The 15,372-nt window shown below is 73.7% G+C and carries 12 protein-coding genes; 9 read left to right on the plus strand and 3 right to left on the minus strand.

Annotated features, from left to right (window positions below; translation table 11 throughout):
- Positions 1-35: 35 nt before the first annotated feature.
- The gene (locus tag OG352_RS13110; protein ID WP_329216894.1) at positions 36-935 is read right to left on the minus strand and encodes an SMP-30/gluconolactonase/LRE family protein; all 900 of its coding nucleotides are present in this window, start codon (positions 933-935) and stop codon (positions 36-38) included.
- Entirely contained in the window at positions 932-1,705 is a 774-nt protein-coding gene (locus OG352_RS13115; RefSeq protein ID WP_329216895.1) for an IclR family transcriptional regulator, read from the minus strand. Before OG352_RS13115 ends, OG352_RS13110 begins: the two co-directional genes overlap by 4 nt.
- A 194-nt stretch (positions 1,706-1,899) precedes the next feature.
- On the opposite strand from OG352_RS13115, the gene OG352_RS13120 reads away from it, so the two are divergent.
- Complete coding sequence (locus OG352_RS13120; protein WP_329216896.1) at positions 1,900-2,490, plus strand: hypothetical protein; 591 nt, start codon at positions 1,900-1,902, stop codon at positions 2,488-2,490.
- Between the two features lie 53 nt (positions 2,491-2,543).
- On the opposite strand, the gene OG352_RS13125 is transcribed toward OG352_RS13120, so the two are convergent.
- A complete protein-coding gene (locus OG352_RS13125; RefSeq protein ID WP_329223814.1) occupies positions 2,544-3,410 on the minus strand; it encodes an ATP-grasp domain-containing protein in 867 nt (288 codons plus the stop codon).
- Between the two features lie 53 nt (positions 3,411-3,463).
- Here OG352_RS13125 and OG352_RS13130 point away from each other — a divergent pair, with 53 nt between their 5' ends.
- The 8 genes from OG352_RS13130 (at position 3,464) to OG352_RS13165 (ending at position 15,321) form a co-directional block, all read left to right on the plus strand.
- Positions 3,464-4,039 (plus strand): IS607 family transposase, encoded by a 576-nt coding sequence (locus OG352_RS13130; RefSeq protein WP_329216897.1) that lies wholly within the window; start codon positions 3,464-3,466, stop codon positions 4,037-4,039.
- Positions 4,036-4,611, plus strand: coding sequence for a helix-turn-helix domain-containing protein (locus tag OG352_RS13135; RefSeq protein ID WP_329216898.1), 576 nt, complete (start codon positions 4,036-4,038; stop codon positions 4,609-4,611). Before OG352_RS13130 ends, OG352_RS13135 begins: the two co-directional genes overlap by 4 nt.
- 279 nt (positions 4,612-4,890) lie before the next feature.
- Positions 4,891-6,381, plus strand: a complete 1,491-nt coding sequence (locus OG352_RS13140) for an acyl-CoA synthetase (protein ID WP_329216899.1) — start codon at positions 4,891-4,893, stop codon at positions 6,379-6,381.
- The gene (locus OG352_RS13145) at positions 6,378-7,895 is read left to right on the plus strand and encodes a carboxyl transferase domain-containing protein (protein ID WP_329216900.1); all 1,518 of its coding nucleotides are present in this window, start codon (positions 6,378-6,380) and stop codon (positions 7,893-7,895) included. Before OG352_RS13140 ends, OG352_RS13145 begins: the two co-directional genes overlap by 4 nt.
- A 157-nt stretch (positions 7,896-8,052) precedes the next feature.
- Positions 8,053-8,379, plus strand: coding sequence for a CU044_2847 family protein (locus tag OG352_RS13150; protein ID WP_329216901.1), 327 nt, complete (start codon positions 8,053-8,055; stop codon positions 8,377-8,379).
- A 14-nt stretch (positions 8,380-8,393) separates the two neighbouring features.
- A complete protein-coding gene (locus OG352_RS13155) occupies positions 8,394-10,193 on the plus strand; it encodes a VMAP-C domain-containing protein (protein ID WP_329216902.1) in 1,800 nt (599 codons plus the stop codon).
- Positions 10,194-10,265: 72 nt separating this feature from the next.
- Positions 10,266-11,294, plus strand: coding sequence for an AAA family ATPase (locus OG352_RS13160; RefSeq protein WP_329216903.1), 1,029 nt, complete (start codon positions 10,266-10,268; stop codon positions 11,292-11,294).
- The gene (locus OG352_RS13165; protein WP_329216904.1) at positions 11,284-15,321 is read left to right on the plus strand and encodes an SAV_2336 N-terminal domain-related protein; all 4,038 of its coding nucleotides are present in this window, start codon (positions 11,284-11,286) and stop codon (positions 15,319-15,321) included. The genes OG352_RS13160 and OG352_RS13165 overlap by 11 nt, the downstream gene beginning before the upstream one ends.
- Positions 15,322-15,372: the final 51 nt, after the last annotated feature.

Here is a 15,372-nt window from a genome sequence, read left to right on the forward strand (position 1 = left end):
CGGGTGACCTGGCGAACCGGGCACCCGGCCGGTGTTCAGCCTGCGAACGGCGGTTGGGCCAGGCCCTTCCCCGCGCCCGGGACCACCAGCAGTGACCCCGCCACCGGGTGGGGGGCCGTGAGACCGACGCGGGCCGTGGTGATGTACAGGTCCGTCAGGTCGGCGCCGCCGAACGCGCACGCCGTGATCCTCGGGGTGGGGAGGGTGATCACGCGGTCCAGTTCGCCCGCCGGGGTGTAACGGCGTACCGCTCCCCCGTCCCACAGCGCCACCCACACACAGCCGTCGGCGTCGACGGTGAGGCCGTCGGGGTAGCCGGCGCCGTCCTCGATCTGGACGAGGGGGCGACGGTCGGAGACCCTCCCGTCCGGCGCGTATGTGAAGACGTCGATCCGGCGCGTGGGCGAGTCGATGTAGTACATCAGCGTGCCGTCCGGGCTCCAGCCCGTCCCGTTGCTCACCGCCACGTCGTCGAGGACCGCCCCGGCCGCGCCGTCGCCGGTGAACCGGGACAGCGTGCCGCCGCCCGGAGCCTCGTCGTAGCGCATGGTGCCGGCCCACAGGGAGCCGTCGGGGGCGACGGCGGCGTCGTTGGCACGGCGGCCGGGGACCGGCTCGTGGTGCAGCCAGCGGAAACTGTCGTCGGGGTCGAGGAGGCCGACGCCGTCCCGCAGGTTCAGGACCAGGCCGCCGCCCGCGCGGGGCTTGGCCGCGCCCACGTGCTGGTCGGTCACCCGGACCGTGCGGCGGCCCGTCGCGGGGTCGTAGGTGTGCAGGCGGGCGCCGAGTATGTCGAGCCAGAGCAGCCGGCCGGTGGCCGGATCCCAGGTCGGCCCCTCACCGAGGGTCGCCTCGGCCCGGACGGCGACTTCGTACGAGGACGAGGACGATGCCGACGAGGAGGACGTGGACGCGGGTGACGTGGAAGTTGTCATGCCACGCTCCGGTAGCCCAGGAGTTCGGACAGCTCGGCGGCGCCCTTCGCCGCGAGCTGCTCCAGCTCGCCGCGGCGCTCGTCGCTCCAGCGGATCATCGGCACCGAGATGGACAGCGCGGCGACGACCCGGCCCGTGCGGTCGCGGACCGGGGCGGCGACGCAACTGACGTCCGGGTTGGACTCGCGGCTCTCGACCGCGACGCCCCGCTCCCGGATCTCCGCCAGGGCCTCGCGCAGCGCGCCGGGGTCGGTGATGCTGTTCGGGGTCATCCGGACGAGGTCGGCGTCGTCGGGGACGCGCGCGCTGAGCTCCGGCTCGGGGAGCGAGGCCAGCAGCATCTTGCCGACGGAGGTGCAGTGGGCGGGGAGGCGACGGCCCGCGGCCGAGACCATCCGGACCGCGTGCGTGGAGTCGACCTTGGCGATGTAGATGACATCGGTGCCCTCGAGGATCGCCACGTGGACTGTCTCGTCACACGTTTCGGCGACGGAGCGCGCGACCTGCTGACCCTCGGCGGCGAGGTCGAGCTGCTCGGCGTAGCGGCTGCCGAGCTGGTACGGGCGGACGCCGAGACGGTACCGTCCGGGCTGTCCGGGCACGGCGACGATGTACGACCGCGCGGAGAGCGTGGTCACCAGTTCGTGCACGGTGGTGCGCGGAAGCTGCAGCTTGCGCACGATGTCGGGGGCGGAGAGCGAACCGTCCCCGTCGAGGAAGAGCTCGAGAATGTCGAGAGCTCGGGTCACGGCAGGTACGAGGCGTCCCACAACCGGCCCCCTCCCTTAGTTAGTCGTCTCAGTGGCTGTCAGGCGGCCATACGGTGATCGTGTTCGAGATTTCAACAGGCGATCGGCATGACGAACATGACGACCACAGGCTGTCATAGCGCGTCGCGCCGGGCAATGGTCGGGAAACGTGAGGGCAAGTACGTCGCCCCCGCGTTTGGGCCAGGATGGTACGCATGCCGACTCAGAAACGTCTCGCCGGCTCCTTCACGCCGCTCGACTTCGAACTGGTCCTGCTGCGTCGTATGGCCGACCACAATCCGGACCTGGTGGAGAACGCCCGCCATGAACTGGGCGTCTCCCTCACACAGATGCGAGAGGCCAACAGACGCTGGCAGGCGATGACGCACTCCCCGCACGCCCGGGGCGCCCTCGCCCGCTACCGATCCGTCCTCGGCGAGCCCGAGACCCGGACGCCCCGCCGCGTCGGCGACCTCGACTGCGAGGCCTGGCTCTGGCCCGTGTCCTACTGGCCCGACCTGCGCTTCGAGGTCCTGCTCGCGCCGAACGGCAGCGTCTGGAACGAATGGCTGGTCCGCTCCCCCGTAGGCGAGCCGCCACCCCTCAAGTCCCTCGACGACCTCACCCCCTGGTCCTGCACGGTCGACGAGGCCGCCCGCGCCTTCGCCCCGGCCCGCCCCCTGGAAGGCACGGCCCCCACCCGCTGGGGCCTGGCCTTCACGGCACCGGACCGGCACGGCGTGCGGCAGGAGGTCGTCGCCGAGTTCACCTGGGGACTGCTGCAACGGACGGCGGTCAGGGAGTAGCGCGGTCCGGAGGTCCGGAGGTGAGGGCGGCGGCCGTCAACGAGTGACGGTCGTCAGCGGGTGGCGGCCGCCGCCAGGATCGCCGCCGCGACGGCCGGCACCGACTCCGGGTGCAGGAACAGGAAGAGGTTGGGCTCGACCAGTTCCAGTTCCATCACGCACGGCTCCCCGTCGTCGCCGTCCACGAGGTCGACCCGGGCGTACAGCAGCTCGGGCGACTCCGGTACGGCGGCCAGGGCGCGTTCGGCGACGGCGATCTCGGCCGGGGTAGGGGTCCAGGGCTCCAGTCCGGGGTGGGCGACCTTCACCGCGTCGAAGGCGGTGCCGGGGGCCAGCACCGCCCGCTTGCGGCTGGCGTGCAGCAGGCGTCCGCCGAAGAACTGCACGGCCCGCTCACCGCCGCTGTCGATGCCGCGCACATACGGCTGCACCATCGCCGTCAGCCCCTCGGCGTGCATCCGCGCGAGCTGCCGTACGGCCGTCTCGTGCTGGTCGGGCGTGTAGCGGGCGGCGTAGCGGGCGCCGGCGCCGGAGGTCGGCTTGACGACGTACTCGTGATCGGCGGGGAGGTCGGCCGGGTCGCCGGGCTCGAGGTAGCGCGTCGGGACGGTCGGCACTCCGGCCGCCGCCAGTTCCCCCAGATACCGCTTGTCGGTGTTCCACCCCACGACGTCGGCCGGGTTGGCGAGCCGGGTGACGGCCCCGACCTTCCGCGCCCACGCCGTGAACTCGTCCGCGCGCCAGCTGTAGTCCCAGGTCGAGCGGATGACGACGAGGTCGTAGGACCCCCAGTCGACGTCGGCGTCGTCCCAGAACACCCCGTCCGCCTCGCCCCCGGCCGCCCGCAACGCCGCCACCAGCACCGGAAGATCGCCGTCCCGGCTGGGCTCGGGCCGGGTGGGGTGAAAGCTGCTACAGATTTTCTAGTCATTCATAGTCATCCGTAGTCGTGTGTCTCAGGTACCTTGGTCTCGTGAAGCTTTCGGAGTGGGCCCGTCAGCAGGGCGTGAGCTACCAGACTGCCTGGCGGTGGGTGAAGGACGGGAAGATGCCCGTCCCCGTTCGCCAGGCGCCGTCCGGGACGTGGTTGGTCGACGAGGTCGCCGTCCAGCCGTCCGGGCGTGTGGTGGCGTACTGCCGCGTGTCGTCCGTTGACCAGAAAGCCGATCTTGAGCGGCAGGCCGCCCGGGTCGTGTCCGGCGCGAACGGGCTGGGTCTGGCCGTCGCTGAGGTCGTCACCGAGGTGGGATCCGGGTTGAACGGGCGGCGGCGCAAGCTGCACCGGCTGCTGTCCGACCCGCAGACGGCGGTGATCGTGGTCGAGCACCGCGACCGGCTGGCCCGGTTCGGCGTCGAGCACCTGGAGGCCGCACTGTCGGCGTCCGGGCGGCGCCTGGTCGTCCTCGACCCCACCGAGACCGCCGATGACCTGGTACGCGACATCACCGAGGTGCTCACTTCCATGTGCGCCCGCCTGTACGGGCCGGGGGCAGCGAAGAACCGGGCCGCCCGCGCGGTGGCCGTGGCGACCGGCGAGGCCGCCGAGTGAAGAAGTTCCAGCCGCAGCCCGGGTTCGTGGTGCAGGCGTACCGCTTCGCACTGGACCCGAACGCCACCCAGGAGCATGCTCTGCGCTCGCACTGCGGCGCGGCGCGTGCCGCCTGCAACTGGGCCGTCGGCTGGGTGACCGCCTCCTGGTGGCAGCGCCGCGCGGAGGAGTCCTACGGCATCGGCGAGGCCGGGCTGACGGAGTGGCGGCCGTGGTCGCTGCCCGCGCTGCGGAAGGCGTTCAACGAGGCCAAGCACACCGATCCGAGGTTCGCCGCCTGGTGGGAGGAGAACTCCAAGGAGGCGTACTCCACCGGCCTGGCGAACGCGTCGGCCGCGTTCGGCAACTACGCGAAGTCCAAGAACGGCAAGCGGCGCGGCAAGCGGATGGGTGCGCCGCGGTTCAAGTCGAAGCGCAAGGCGTGCCTTGCCTGCCGGTTCACCACCGGCGTGATCCGCGTGGACGCTGACGGCCGTCACGTCACCCTGCCCCGGCTGGGCACGATCCGCACCCACGAGCCCACGGTGAAGCTCCTCGACCGTACTCAAGCCGAAGCCCTCACGCTCTGGTGACGAGACGGATCTTCCGGGCGGAAACGTACGGAATGCCGAGACCTGACTACGGTCTCGGCAACGGTCATAGGTGACGAGCGCTCTCTAACGGGCCACGACGGACTCCCTGTTCCTTCAAATCCTTCATGCCCTTCATGCGACTGTCCGATATCCGATCATCTCTCTGACCGCCTATCCGATCGTCCGAAGGCTAACAAGGGGCGCCTGACAGGTGGGGGCGCGGTCCCGTGGGGTAAGACACCGTTTGATCGTGTCCCGCAGCCACCAGGAGCCCGTCCCGTGTCATCGCCCTCGGCCTCATCTTCGTCCTCACCCTCGTCCTCGCTCTTCCCGGCGCTGACGGACGACCCGTCCGGTCGTCCCGCCCTGCGGTTCGGGGAGCGGTCTCTGACGTATGCGGAGCTCGCGGCGGCGGCCGGTGCCGTCGGGGAGCGGGTGCGGGGGGCGGGGAGGGTCGCCGTGTGGGCGACTCCGTCGCTGGAGACCGCCGTCGGGGTGGTGGGCGTGCTGCTCGCCGGGGTGGCCGCCGTGCCGCTGAACCCGAAGTCGGGCGAGAAGGAGCTCGGGCACATCCTGTCCGACAGTGCGCCGGGGGTGGTGCTTGCGGCTCCGGGTGATGAACTGCCGGAGGCATTGCGGGAGTTGGAGCGGATCGACGTCGACGTGGACGTGGATGGGGATGGGGTCGGGGGGTTGGGCGGTGAGGCTGTGGGCGATGAGGACCCCGCCCTCGTCGTCTACACCTCCGGCACCACCGGGCCGCCCAAGGGCGCGGTGATCCCGCGTCGGGCGGTCGCCGCGACCCTGGACGCGCTCGCCGACGCCTGGCAGTGGACCGGGGAGGACGTCCTCGTGCACGGGCTGCCCCTGTTCCATGTGCACGGGCTGGTGCTGGGGGTGCTCGGGCCGCTGCGGCGGGGCGGGTCCGTGCGGCATCTCGGGCGGTTCGACACGGAGGGCGTGACGCGCGAGCTGAGCAGCGGCGCGACCATGCTGTTCGGGGTGCCGACGATGTACCACCGCATCGCCGAGGCGCTGCCCGCCGACCCCGCGCTCGCCAAGGCGCTCGCCGGGGCGCGGCTGCTGGTGTCCGGTTCGGCCGCGCTGCCCGTGCACGACCACGAGCGGATCGCCGCCGCGACCGGGCGCCGGGTGATCGAGCGGTACGGCATGACGGAGACGCTGATGAACACCAGCGTCCGTGCGGACGGGGAGGCGCGGGCGGGGACGGTCGGGGTGCCGCTGCCGGGCGTGGAGCTGCGGCTCGTGGAGGACGACGGGTCGGTCGTCGCCGCGCACGACGGGGAGACCGTCGGGGAGATCCAGGTGCGCGGGTCGAACCTGTTCACCGAGTACCTCAACCGGCCCGAGGCGACCGCCGCCGCCTTCACCGCCGACGGCTGGTTCCGGACGGGCGACGTGGCGGTGCGCGATCCCGACGGGTACGTGCGGATCGTCGGGCGCAAGGCCACCGATCTGATCAAGAGCGGGGGTTACAAGATCGGGGCCGGTGAGATCGAGAACGCGCTGCTGGAGTATCCGGGGGTGCGCGAGGCCGCCGTCACCGGGGAGCCGGACGCGGACCTCGGGGAGCGGATCGTCGCGTGGGTCGTGCCGGTGGATCCCGAAGCGCCCCCGACCGAGGGTGAGTTGGCCGATCACGTCGCCCGGCGGCTCGCCCCGCACAAGCGGCCCCGCGTGGTGCGGTACCTCGACGCGCTGCCCCGCAACGACATGGGGAAGATCATGAAGCGGGCGCTGCCGTCATGACGACGGGACGGGCGAGCGCGCGGGAGATCATCGCCCTCGTCGCCGACGAGTTCCACGAACTCTCCGGACCCTCCGGACCCTCCGGATTTTCCGAGCTCTCCGAACTCCCCCACCCCGAGAGGGAGTTCGCGCCCGACGGCCCCCTCGGCTGGCCCGGCTACGACGCCTCGCGCGCCCGCGCCGCCCGGCGCACCGGCGAGACGGAGTCCGTCGTCTGCGGCACCGCGAGCGTCGAGGGCACCCGGGCCGTCCTGATCGCCTTCGAGTTCGGCTTCCTGGGCGGTTCCCTGGGCGAGCGCACCGGCGACCGGCTGGAGGCGGCGTACACGTACGCCCGTGAACACCGGCTCCCGGTCGTGCCGTTGGTCGCCACGGGCGGCAGCCGGATGCAGGAGGGCATGCTCGCCCTCACCCAACTCCAGCGGGTGGCACGGCAGTCGGCGCTCACGAGAGAGGCCGGGCTGCCTCAGATCGCCGTCCTGCGGGACCCGACGACCGGCGGCGGCTGGGCCACCCTGGGCGCGGGCGCCGACGTGGTCCTGGCCCTGCCGAACGCCCAAGTCGCCTTCGCCGGCTCCCGAGTCCGCCCACGGGACGCCGACCCGTCCGCCTACACGGCCGAGGCCCAGGTCTCGGCGGGAGCGGCGGACGCGGTCGTGCCTCCGGCGGAGCTGCGGGGCGCGCTGGGGCTGTGGCTGCGACTGCTGACGGGCGGGACGGCTGGAGTGAGGCGGTCGGCCGAGACGGGCGAGCCCGCCACCCGGCCGATCGAACCGACTCCGGCGCCGGAAGCCCTCGGGTCGAGCGGGGCGAGCGGGGCGAGCGCATCGGGCCGGGCGAGCGACGCGGGGCAGGGGATCGAGCCCGCCCCGGTGCCCGGGGCGCTCGGGGTGACGGGGCTGCCGGTCTCCGGGTGGGACGCGGTCGCGCGTGCTCGTTCGCCGGAACGGCCCCGGGCGCAGGCCTACTTGGACGTCTACTTCGGCCACCGGGTCGCGATCTCCGGGGACCGGTGTGGTGGTGTCGACGCGGGCGGGATGCTGTGCGGGTTCGGCGAGCGTCAGGGGCGTACGGTCGCGTATGCCGCGCAGACCGGGGCGGCGACCCGGCCCGCCGGTTACCGCACGGCCGTCCGGCTGATCCGGCTCGCGGACCGGCTCGGGATCCCGGTGCTGACCCTGGTGGACACCCCGGGCGCGGCCAACGACGCGGAGGCCGAACGGCAGGGCGTGGGCGCGTCGATCGCCGAGTTGTTCGGGGCGGTCGCCACCGCGCGGACGCCGATCACCACGCTCGTGATCGGCGAGGGCGGTTCCGGCGGGGCGCTCGCGCTCGCCGCACCCGGCCGTACCTGGGCCACACCGGACAGCTACTTCTCCGTCATCGCACCGGAGTCGGCCGCCGCCATCCTCAAGCGGCCACCGGAGGAGGTGGAGGCGACGGCGGACCAACTCCGTATCCGGCCCCAGGACTTGGCGGCCTTGGGCGTGATCCGGAGCGACCAGGCCGACTGAAAGGCCGAACTCGGGAACAATCTCCAGCACCGTCCGTGACAATGGATGTGCGCAGAGCCGCTGGTGATGTCGAGTTGTTCAGGACTGGACCGGACTTGACTGGACCGCTTTGGACTGCTCTGGGCTGGACTGGACTGGAAGGGGTTACGGGGACACTGTGGACGGACTGGTGGAGTTCAAGACCGACGACGGTGCCGTGGTCGCCGTCGAGGCGGTCACGGAGCAGCGGCCCGGGTCGCGGCTGGTGGCCCGGGGCGACGGTACGGTCCAGGCGGCCCGCACCTTCGAAGGCGCCCTGGAAGGCGTGCGCGCCGCCGCCGAGTCGGCGCTGCGCGTCTTCCGCGACGGGGCGTTACGGCCGGACGGCGTGGAGATCGAGTTCGGGGTGAAGCTGTCGGCCGAGACGGGCGCGATCATCGCCAAGGGCACGGCGGAGGGCCACCTCGTCGTACGACTGACCTGGTCGCCGTCCTCCCCCTCATGAGCAGCGTGAGCCGCATGAGTCGCATGGGCGGCGTGGGCCGCACGGGGGGCGTGAACAGTGGGAACAGCGCCGAGTGGCACGCCCGGATCGAGAGCGCCGGCCAGGTCGCGGGCGCGGGTTTCCTAGTCACCCCGCGCCGGGTGCTGACCTGCGCCCACGTCGTGCACCAGGCCGCCGCCGACACGCTGACGGTGACCTTCACCGAGCGGCCCGGCTCCCCCGCCGTCCCGGCCCGGGTGGTCGCCGACGGCGGCTGGGGAGGCGGCACGACCGACCTCGGCGACCTGGCCGTCCTGGAGCTGGCCCACGACGTGCCGATCGCCCCGGCCGCGCTCGCCCCCGTGGACACCGCCCACGGCCACCGGCCCGACCGTCCCGACCTGCCCCGCAAGCTCGTCGTCTACGGCTTCCCGGTGGGCTTCGACGAGGGCACCCTCGCCGAATACCGCATCACCTCACCCCAGTTGCTCAACCGCGAGTGGATCCAACTGGAGGCCTGGCAGCCCGGCGGGCAGCCGCTCGCCCCCGGGTTCAGCGGCGCCGCCGTCACCCTCGTCGAGACCGGCGAGGTCGTCGGCATGGTCACCGCGGCCGCCGGCGACCGGGGCGTGCACAACGGGCGCATGATGCCCACCGAGGTCATGACCCGCTACTGGCCCGCCCTGGAGGGCCTGGTCCCCACCGCCGACCACCGCACCGCCGACCGCGCGCGCCTGCGCGAACTCGTCGAACGCGCCGTCCGGGCGGGCCTGGACGGCGATCCCGGGCGGCGCGTACGGCTCTACGAGGCCGCCCGGGGCCTGCTGGACCCGGACGCGCCCGAGGAGGGGTTCGACTCACTGTGGTCGGCCGCCCTGTTCGTGCTGTGCGAGATCGACGGCGCCGACGCGGCCACCACCGTCACCCGCTTCACGGCCCACCTGGAATCCCTCCTGGAATCCCTCCCGGACTCCCGTTCCCTGTCTCACGTCACCGTCGAGACGGCCGCCGCACCCCACTGGTCGCCCATCCTCGTCGACCTCCAGCACAGCGGCGCGGGCGACGGGCACGTGCGCGTCGAGGTGTCCGCGTACAGCGGGGGCCGCCGGCATCCGGTCGGCTCGGACACCGTCCCGCAGGCCGGGCTGCGCGCCTACGTGCAGGACCGGATCGAGGCCGCCTTCCGGTATCTGACGCCCGGCTGCGACGAGTTGATCGCGTTCGCGCTGCCCCGCGACTGGATCGACCTGCCCGTCGACCGCTGGGCCAGCAACCCCGACGACGACACCCCGCTCGGCTGCGTGTACCCGCTCGTCGTCACCGACCAGGCCCGCCGCCGGGCGGGCGTCCGGCACCAACTGACTCGGATGTGGAACCGGTTGGACTCCGTGCCCGGCGCGCGCGTGCACCGCGTCGAGTGCGGCAGCCCCGAGGAGCCCCGCCGGCTCCGGATGCGGCTGCGCCAGGACGACGCCTGCCTCGCCGGCTTCGCATCCGCCCCGGCCGCGCCCCGCACCCGCCCCCACTTCGACACCTCGCTCAACGCGCCCGCCCCGATGGTGATCTGGTCCCGCGAGGGCTGCGCCGCCGGGCCCGACGAGCCCTGCGCCGGCGGGGACGGCTGCGCGGGCAAGACGTTCCTGGACGAGCTCGACACCTGCCTGTCCGGCGTCCCGCCCGCCCAACTCCCGCGCCGCGTGCTGGCGTTGCGGGAGGAGGCCGACGCGGAGGACGGCCACTGGGCGCACGACATCCAACTCCTGTGGGACGACCCGCGCGTCTTCACCGACCCGCACGGCGAAGCGCCCGCCCACGCCCACTCCCCCGTGGCCTGAGCCCGCCACCGAGTCACCAGGCCACGCCAGGTCATGCCAAGTCACGCCATGCCACACCGAGTTCGGAGAACCATGCCCCACTGGTCCGTCTACACCGGGAACAGCGAGCCGCACGACGGCATCGACCGGCTGCCCGCGCCGCCGCCCTGGCGCGCGTTCGACGGCGAGCCCGTCGTGCCGGCCCCCCGGGACGCCGACGACGAGGCCGCCGTCTCCCCCGACCGGGTCCACCGCGCCCGCTCCTACGTCGCCACCCCGGAGAGCGTCCAGCTCGTCAACGCGGCCCTCGTGCTGCGCCGCCCCCTGCTGGTCACCGGCCCGCCCGGCACCGGAAAGTCCTCCCTGGCGTACGCGGTGGCACGGGAGTTGGGGCTCGGCCCGGTGCTGCGCTGGAACATCACCAGCCGCTCCGCCCTGTCCGACGGCCTCTACCAGTACGACCCCCTGTCCCGGCTGTACGCGGCGCGGCAGGCGGCCCGCACGGGGCAGGACGTCCACGAGGCCGGCGGCGTCGAGGACCACCTGCGCCTCGGCCCCCTCGGCACGGCCCTGCTCCCGTACGACCGTCCCCGCGCCCTGCTGGTCGACGAGATCGACAAGAGCGACCTCGACCTGCCCAACGACCTGCTGAACGTCTTGGAGGAGGGCCAGTACGAGATCCCCGAACTCCTGCGCGCCGCCCGCCACTCCGCCGAGGACGTCACCGCCGAGGTGCTGGCCGACGGCTCGGACTCCCCGGTCACCGTGACACGCGGCCGGGTCCGCTGCCGCGCCTTCCCGTTCGTCGTGCTGACCAGCAACGGCGAGCGCGAGTTCCCGCCCGCCTTCCTGCGCCGCTGCGTCCGCCTGAAGCTGCGCCGCCCCGACCGCGAACAGCTCACCGAGATCGTCCGGGCCCACCTCGACACCCCGCCCGGCGAGGCGGAACGCCTCATCAACCGCTTCCTGACCCGCGCCGCCGACGGCGAACTCGCCACCGACCAGCTCCTCAACGCCCTCTACCTCACCGGCGTCACCGGCCTCGACACGGACTCCCGCGACGCCCTGGCGGAACAACTCATGCCCTACCTGAGCACGACGGCGGACGGCGATGGCTTCTGACGCCGCGCCGCAGGGAGATGTGCCGCCGGGGGACACGTCAGCGCTTGCCCGGCTGACGGCGCTGCTGACCACCGCGTCGGAGACAGCGCCGACGGCGCGCGAACTGGCCGAACTGCTATGGCTGGCAAGGGAGTTGGAGGATCCGGACGCGGCTCACACGGATACCTCCGGCGACCCGTGCTCGGACCCGGACGGCACAGCGGCCACGACGCCGTCACCGCCGCCCCCCGCTCCGGCCGGCCCCGAGGACCGGCCGTCAGAGACCCCGCCCCTCCCTGAATCCCAGCCCCCGTCCCCCACCGACCGCGTCCCCCTGCACCTCCCCGCCCCGCCACCGCCGACGGACGCCCCGGCACGCACGACCACGGCCACCAGGCAACTCCTCGCACCCGCACCCCCGATGCTCCCCCACCCCCTCGCCCTCCAGCGGGCGCTGCGCCCGCTGAAGCGGACGGTGGCGTCGGCGCGCGCCCGTCTCCTCGACGAGCGGGCGACGGCCGACCGCATCGCCCGGCTGGGCGCCCACCCCGACGTCTGGCTGCCCGTCCTGCGCCCCGCGCGCGACCGCTGGCTGCGCCTGAGCCTCGTCCACGACACGGGCCCGACGATGCCGGTGTGGCGGCCCCTCGTCCGTGAACTGCACACCGTCCTGGCCCAGTCGGGCGTCTTCCGCACGGTCACCCTGCACCCGGCGGCGCCCGACGGCCGGGCCCGGCACGTCCCCGACCCGGCGGACGGCCGGACGGTCACCCTGGTCGTCAGCGACTGCATGGGCCCGCAGTGGCGACCCGGCCCGGCGGGCGACCTCTGGTACGGCACCCTGCGGCACTGGGCGACGCGGATGCCGCTGGCCGTCGTACAGCCGCTCCCCGAGCACCTGTGGCCCACGACGGCCCTGCCGGCCCAGCCGGGCCTGCTCTCCTCCCCCACCCCGGCGGCCCCGCTCTCCGCCCTCACCTTCACCCCGTACGACCCGGACCCGGACCCCGAGACCTGTCCCGCACCCGGAACCGCCTTTCCCCTGCCCGTCCTGGAACCGGGCGCGCCCTGGCTGGCCAACTGGGCGGCGCTGGTGGCGGGACCCGGCGGCGTCCACGCCCCGGGCGCTGCGGCCTGGCTTCCGCCGGCCCCCACCCCGCCCGCACCCGCCGAGCCGGGGACCACCGACCCGGGGTCCCTCCCCGCCCAGGACCTGGTGCTGCGCTTCCGGGCCACCGCCTCCCCGGAGGCCTTCCGGCTGGCCGGTCACCTGGCGCTCGCGGTGCCGTCCGTGCCGGTGATGCGTCTGGTCCAGCGTGCCGTGAACCGGGACCCGCGCCCGCAGCACCTGGCCGAGGTGATCCTCAGCGGCATGCTCACCACCGCCCCCGGCCCACCCGGCTCCTACGACTTCCGCCCCGGCGTACGCGACCTCCTCCTGCGCACCCTCCCCCGCACGACCCGAGGCCGCACCCGCGAACTCCTCGACCGCATCGGCGGCCTGATCGACGACCAAGCGGGTTACACGCCGGGCGGGTTCCGGGCGGAGACCTCCACCCCCCAGGCCAACGGCACCGGCACCGACACCGGTGCGGACTCCGGCTCCGACACCGCCCCGGCGTTCGCGAGGGTGAGCGAGGAGACGGTGCAGCGGATGGGCGGGGGCGGCACGGAACCCGCCGTCCAGGAACCCTCCGCCCAGCATCCGGATGTGCAGGAGCCCGCCGGCCCTCTGCACATCCGGATGCTGGGCCCGCTGCACGTCAGCCGTCCCCCGGAGCACCCGTCCCTCCCCCTCCCCTCCGTCGAAGCCCAGGCGCTCCTGTGCATGCTGCTCCTCGCCCCCGAACAACAGACGCCGACGACCTACGACGACCTGGCCGCCGGCCTGTGGGAGCAGCGGCCCGGCAGGGTGGAGTCCGTCCGCCGTATCGACGCGCTGGCCAGGGAGGTCGGCCACCTGCTGGGACCCGCGCGCCTGACCCGAACCCCCGACGGCTACACCCTGGACGCCACCGGCACCGGCACCGGCATCGGCACCGGCATCGGCATCGAGGTCGACGCCGTCGCCTGCGAGAACGCCGTCGCCTTCGAGGGACTCCTCGCCCACCCGCCCCAGGACCCACGGGCCCAGCGCTCCCGGCTCGAAGACGCCCTCGCCCTCTTCCACGGCGACCCCCTAGACGGCCTCCCCGGCCCCGCCGCGCGGGAGACCCGCTCCCGGTTGCGCTCCCTCCGCGACACCCTCCGTACCGCCCTCGCCGAACTCCACCCCGCGATCCTCTTCGAGACCGACGCCGATCTCACCGTCCACCCCGAAACCCGCATCACCCTCGAACTGGCCGTCCACGAAGTACTCGCGCGCGGCGATCTCACCCCCCAGCAGTACGAGATCCGCGTCCGCCGGAACGGCTACGTCGTCCAGGTCCACCCCGACGCCTACCTCCTCCCCGTCCTCGCCGCCGCCCTGCGCTGGCTGCCCGGCCCCGTCGCCGACCTGGCCGAACCGCCGCGCCTGCGCGTGACGTTCCGGAACGGCCCGGCATCGACACCGGCACCGGCCCCCGCACCCCGGCACGTCACCGCCCCCGTCCTCCTCACGATCCCCCCCGCCCTCTACGACGACTTCGCCCACAGTTCCGCCGCCTCCGGCCCCCACCGTTTCCGCCCCCTGTACGGCGACGCCCCGGACGGCCCCCCACTCGCCTGGTACTGCCGGCTGCCCGCGCCGCGCCCCGAGGACGGGAACGGGAACGGGAACGGGAACAGGGACAGGGACAGGGACAGGGACACGGACAGGGACACGGACGAGGCGCGGGACCTCGTACGGGGGCCGCTGCTCACCCCCGATCTACGGCAGCTCGGGATACCCGCCCCCGGCCGCACCGCGATCGTGCACACGGGCCCCGACGGCCCGCTCACCCTCCTCAACCCCGCCGACCCGTACGGCGGACGCCCGCCGCGCGCGGCGACGTACTACGAGGTCGACCTCACCCCGCACCACGCCGTCCGCCAGGTGTCGCTGCCCAGCTCCGGCAAGGGCGCCTTCACCGCTGCCGTGGAACTGACCTGGCGGGTGGCCGACCCGGTGGCGTACGTACAGGCCGACGCACGGGCGTACGTGCGGGCGGAGGCCACCGGCGTGGCCGAGCGGCTGCTGGCGCATCTGGTGGAGGCGGCATCCCGGGTCACCGGCCACCACTCCGTCCGCCGGGCGGCCGGCGCGCAGCGGGCCGTCAACGCCCAGTTCGGCACGTGGCCGGTGCCGGGGCTGGCGGTGACCTGCGCGGTCACCCTCGCGCCGGACTACGCCCCGCCCCCCGAGGTGCGGCGGCCCGCCGACCCCTCCGCGCGCCCGCTGGCGGGCCTGCTCGCGGACGCCGAGACCGTCCTGTTCGGCTTCGACGGCCCGCTGACCCGCCTGTTCACGGCGAACACCGCCCGCGAGGCCGCCCTCGACCTGCTCGCGCTGGTCGCCGAGCACCGTCACCCCGAGGACGCGCTGACCGGGCAGCCCCTGGGCGGCGGCGGGGCGCGACGGGAGCTGTTCGTGCACCCGCTGGACGTCCTGCGCGCCTTCGCCCAGGACCCCCTCGGCCCGCTCCTGCGGGACCGTCTCAACGAGCTGGAGCTGAGGGCCGTACCGGACGCGCCGACGACGCACCACTCCGTCACGCTCGTGCGCACCCTGCACGACAGCGGACGCCGGGTCGGGGTGGCCACGGACGTCAGCACACAGGCCGTCCACCGCTATCTGGAGTCCCACCGGCTCCCCCTCGCGCGCGTGCACTGCCGCAGCAACGACCTCGGCCGGCTCATGCCGCACCCCGACTGCCTGCTGCGCGCCCTGCGCCCGCACGGCACGCCCGCCTTCACCAGCGTCCTGATCGGCTCCACCCTCGCCGAGCTGACCGCCGCCCAGCAGGTCGGCCTGCGCTTCATCGGCCTCGCCCGCAATCCCACGGTCGAGACGGGCCTGCGCGAGGCGGGCTGCGAGGTCACGGTCACCTCCCTCGCCCCCGTACTGAAAGCGGCACAGTCGCTCTGAGAGAGCGGTCCCCTCACTCCCTTACATGAGCCCCACTTTCGACATGTGCGA

The sequence above is a fragment of the Streptomyces sp. NBC_01485 genome (genome assembly GCF_036227125.1).
Taxonomy (GTDB): domain Bacteria; phylum Actinomycetota; class Actinomycetes; order Streptomycetales; family Streptomycetaceae; genus Streptomyces.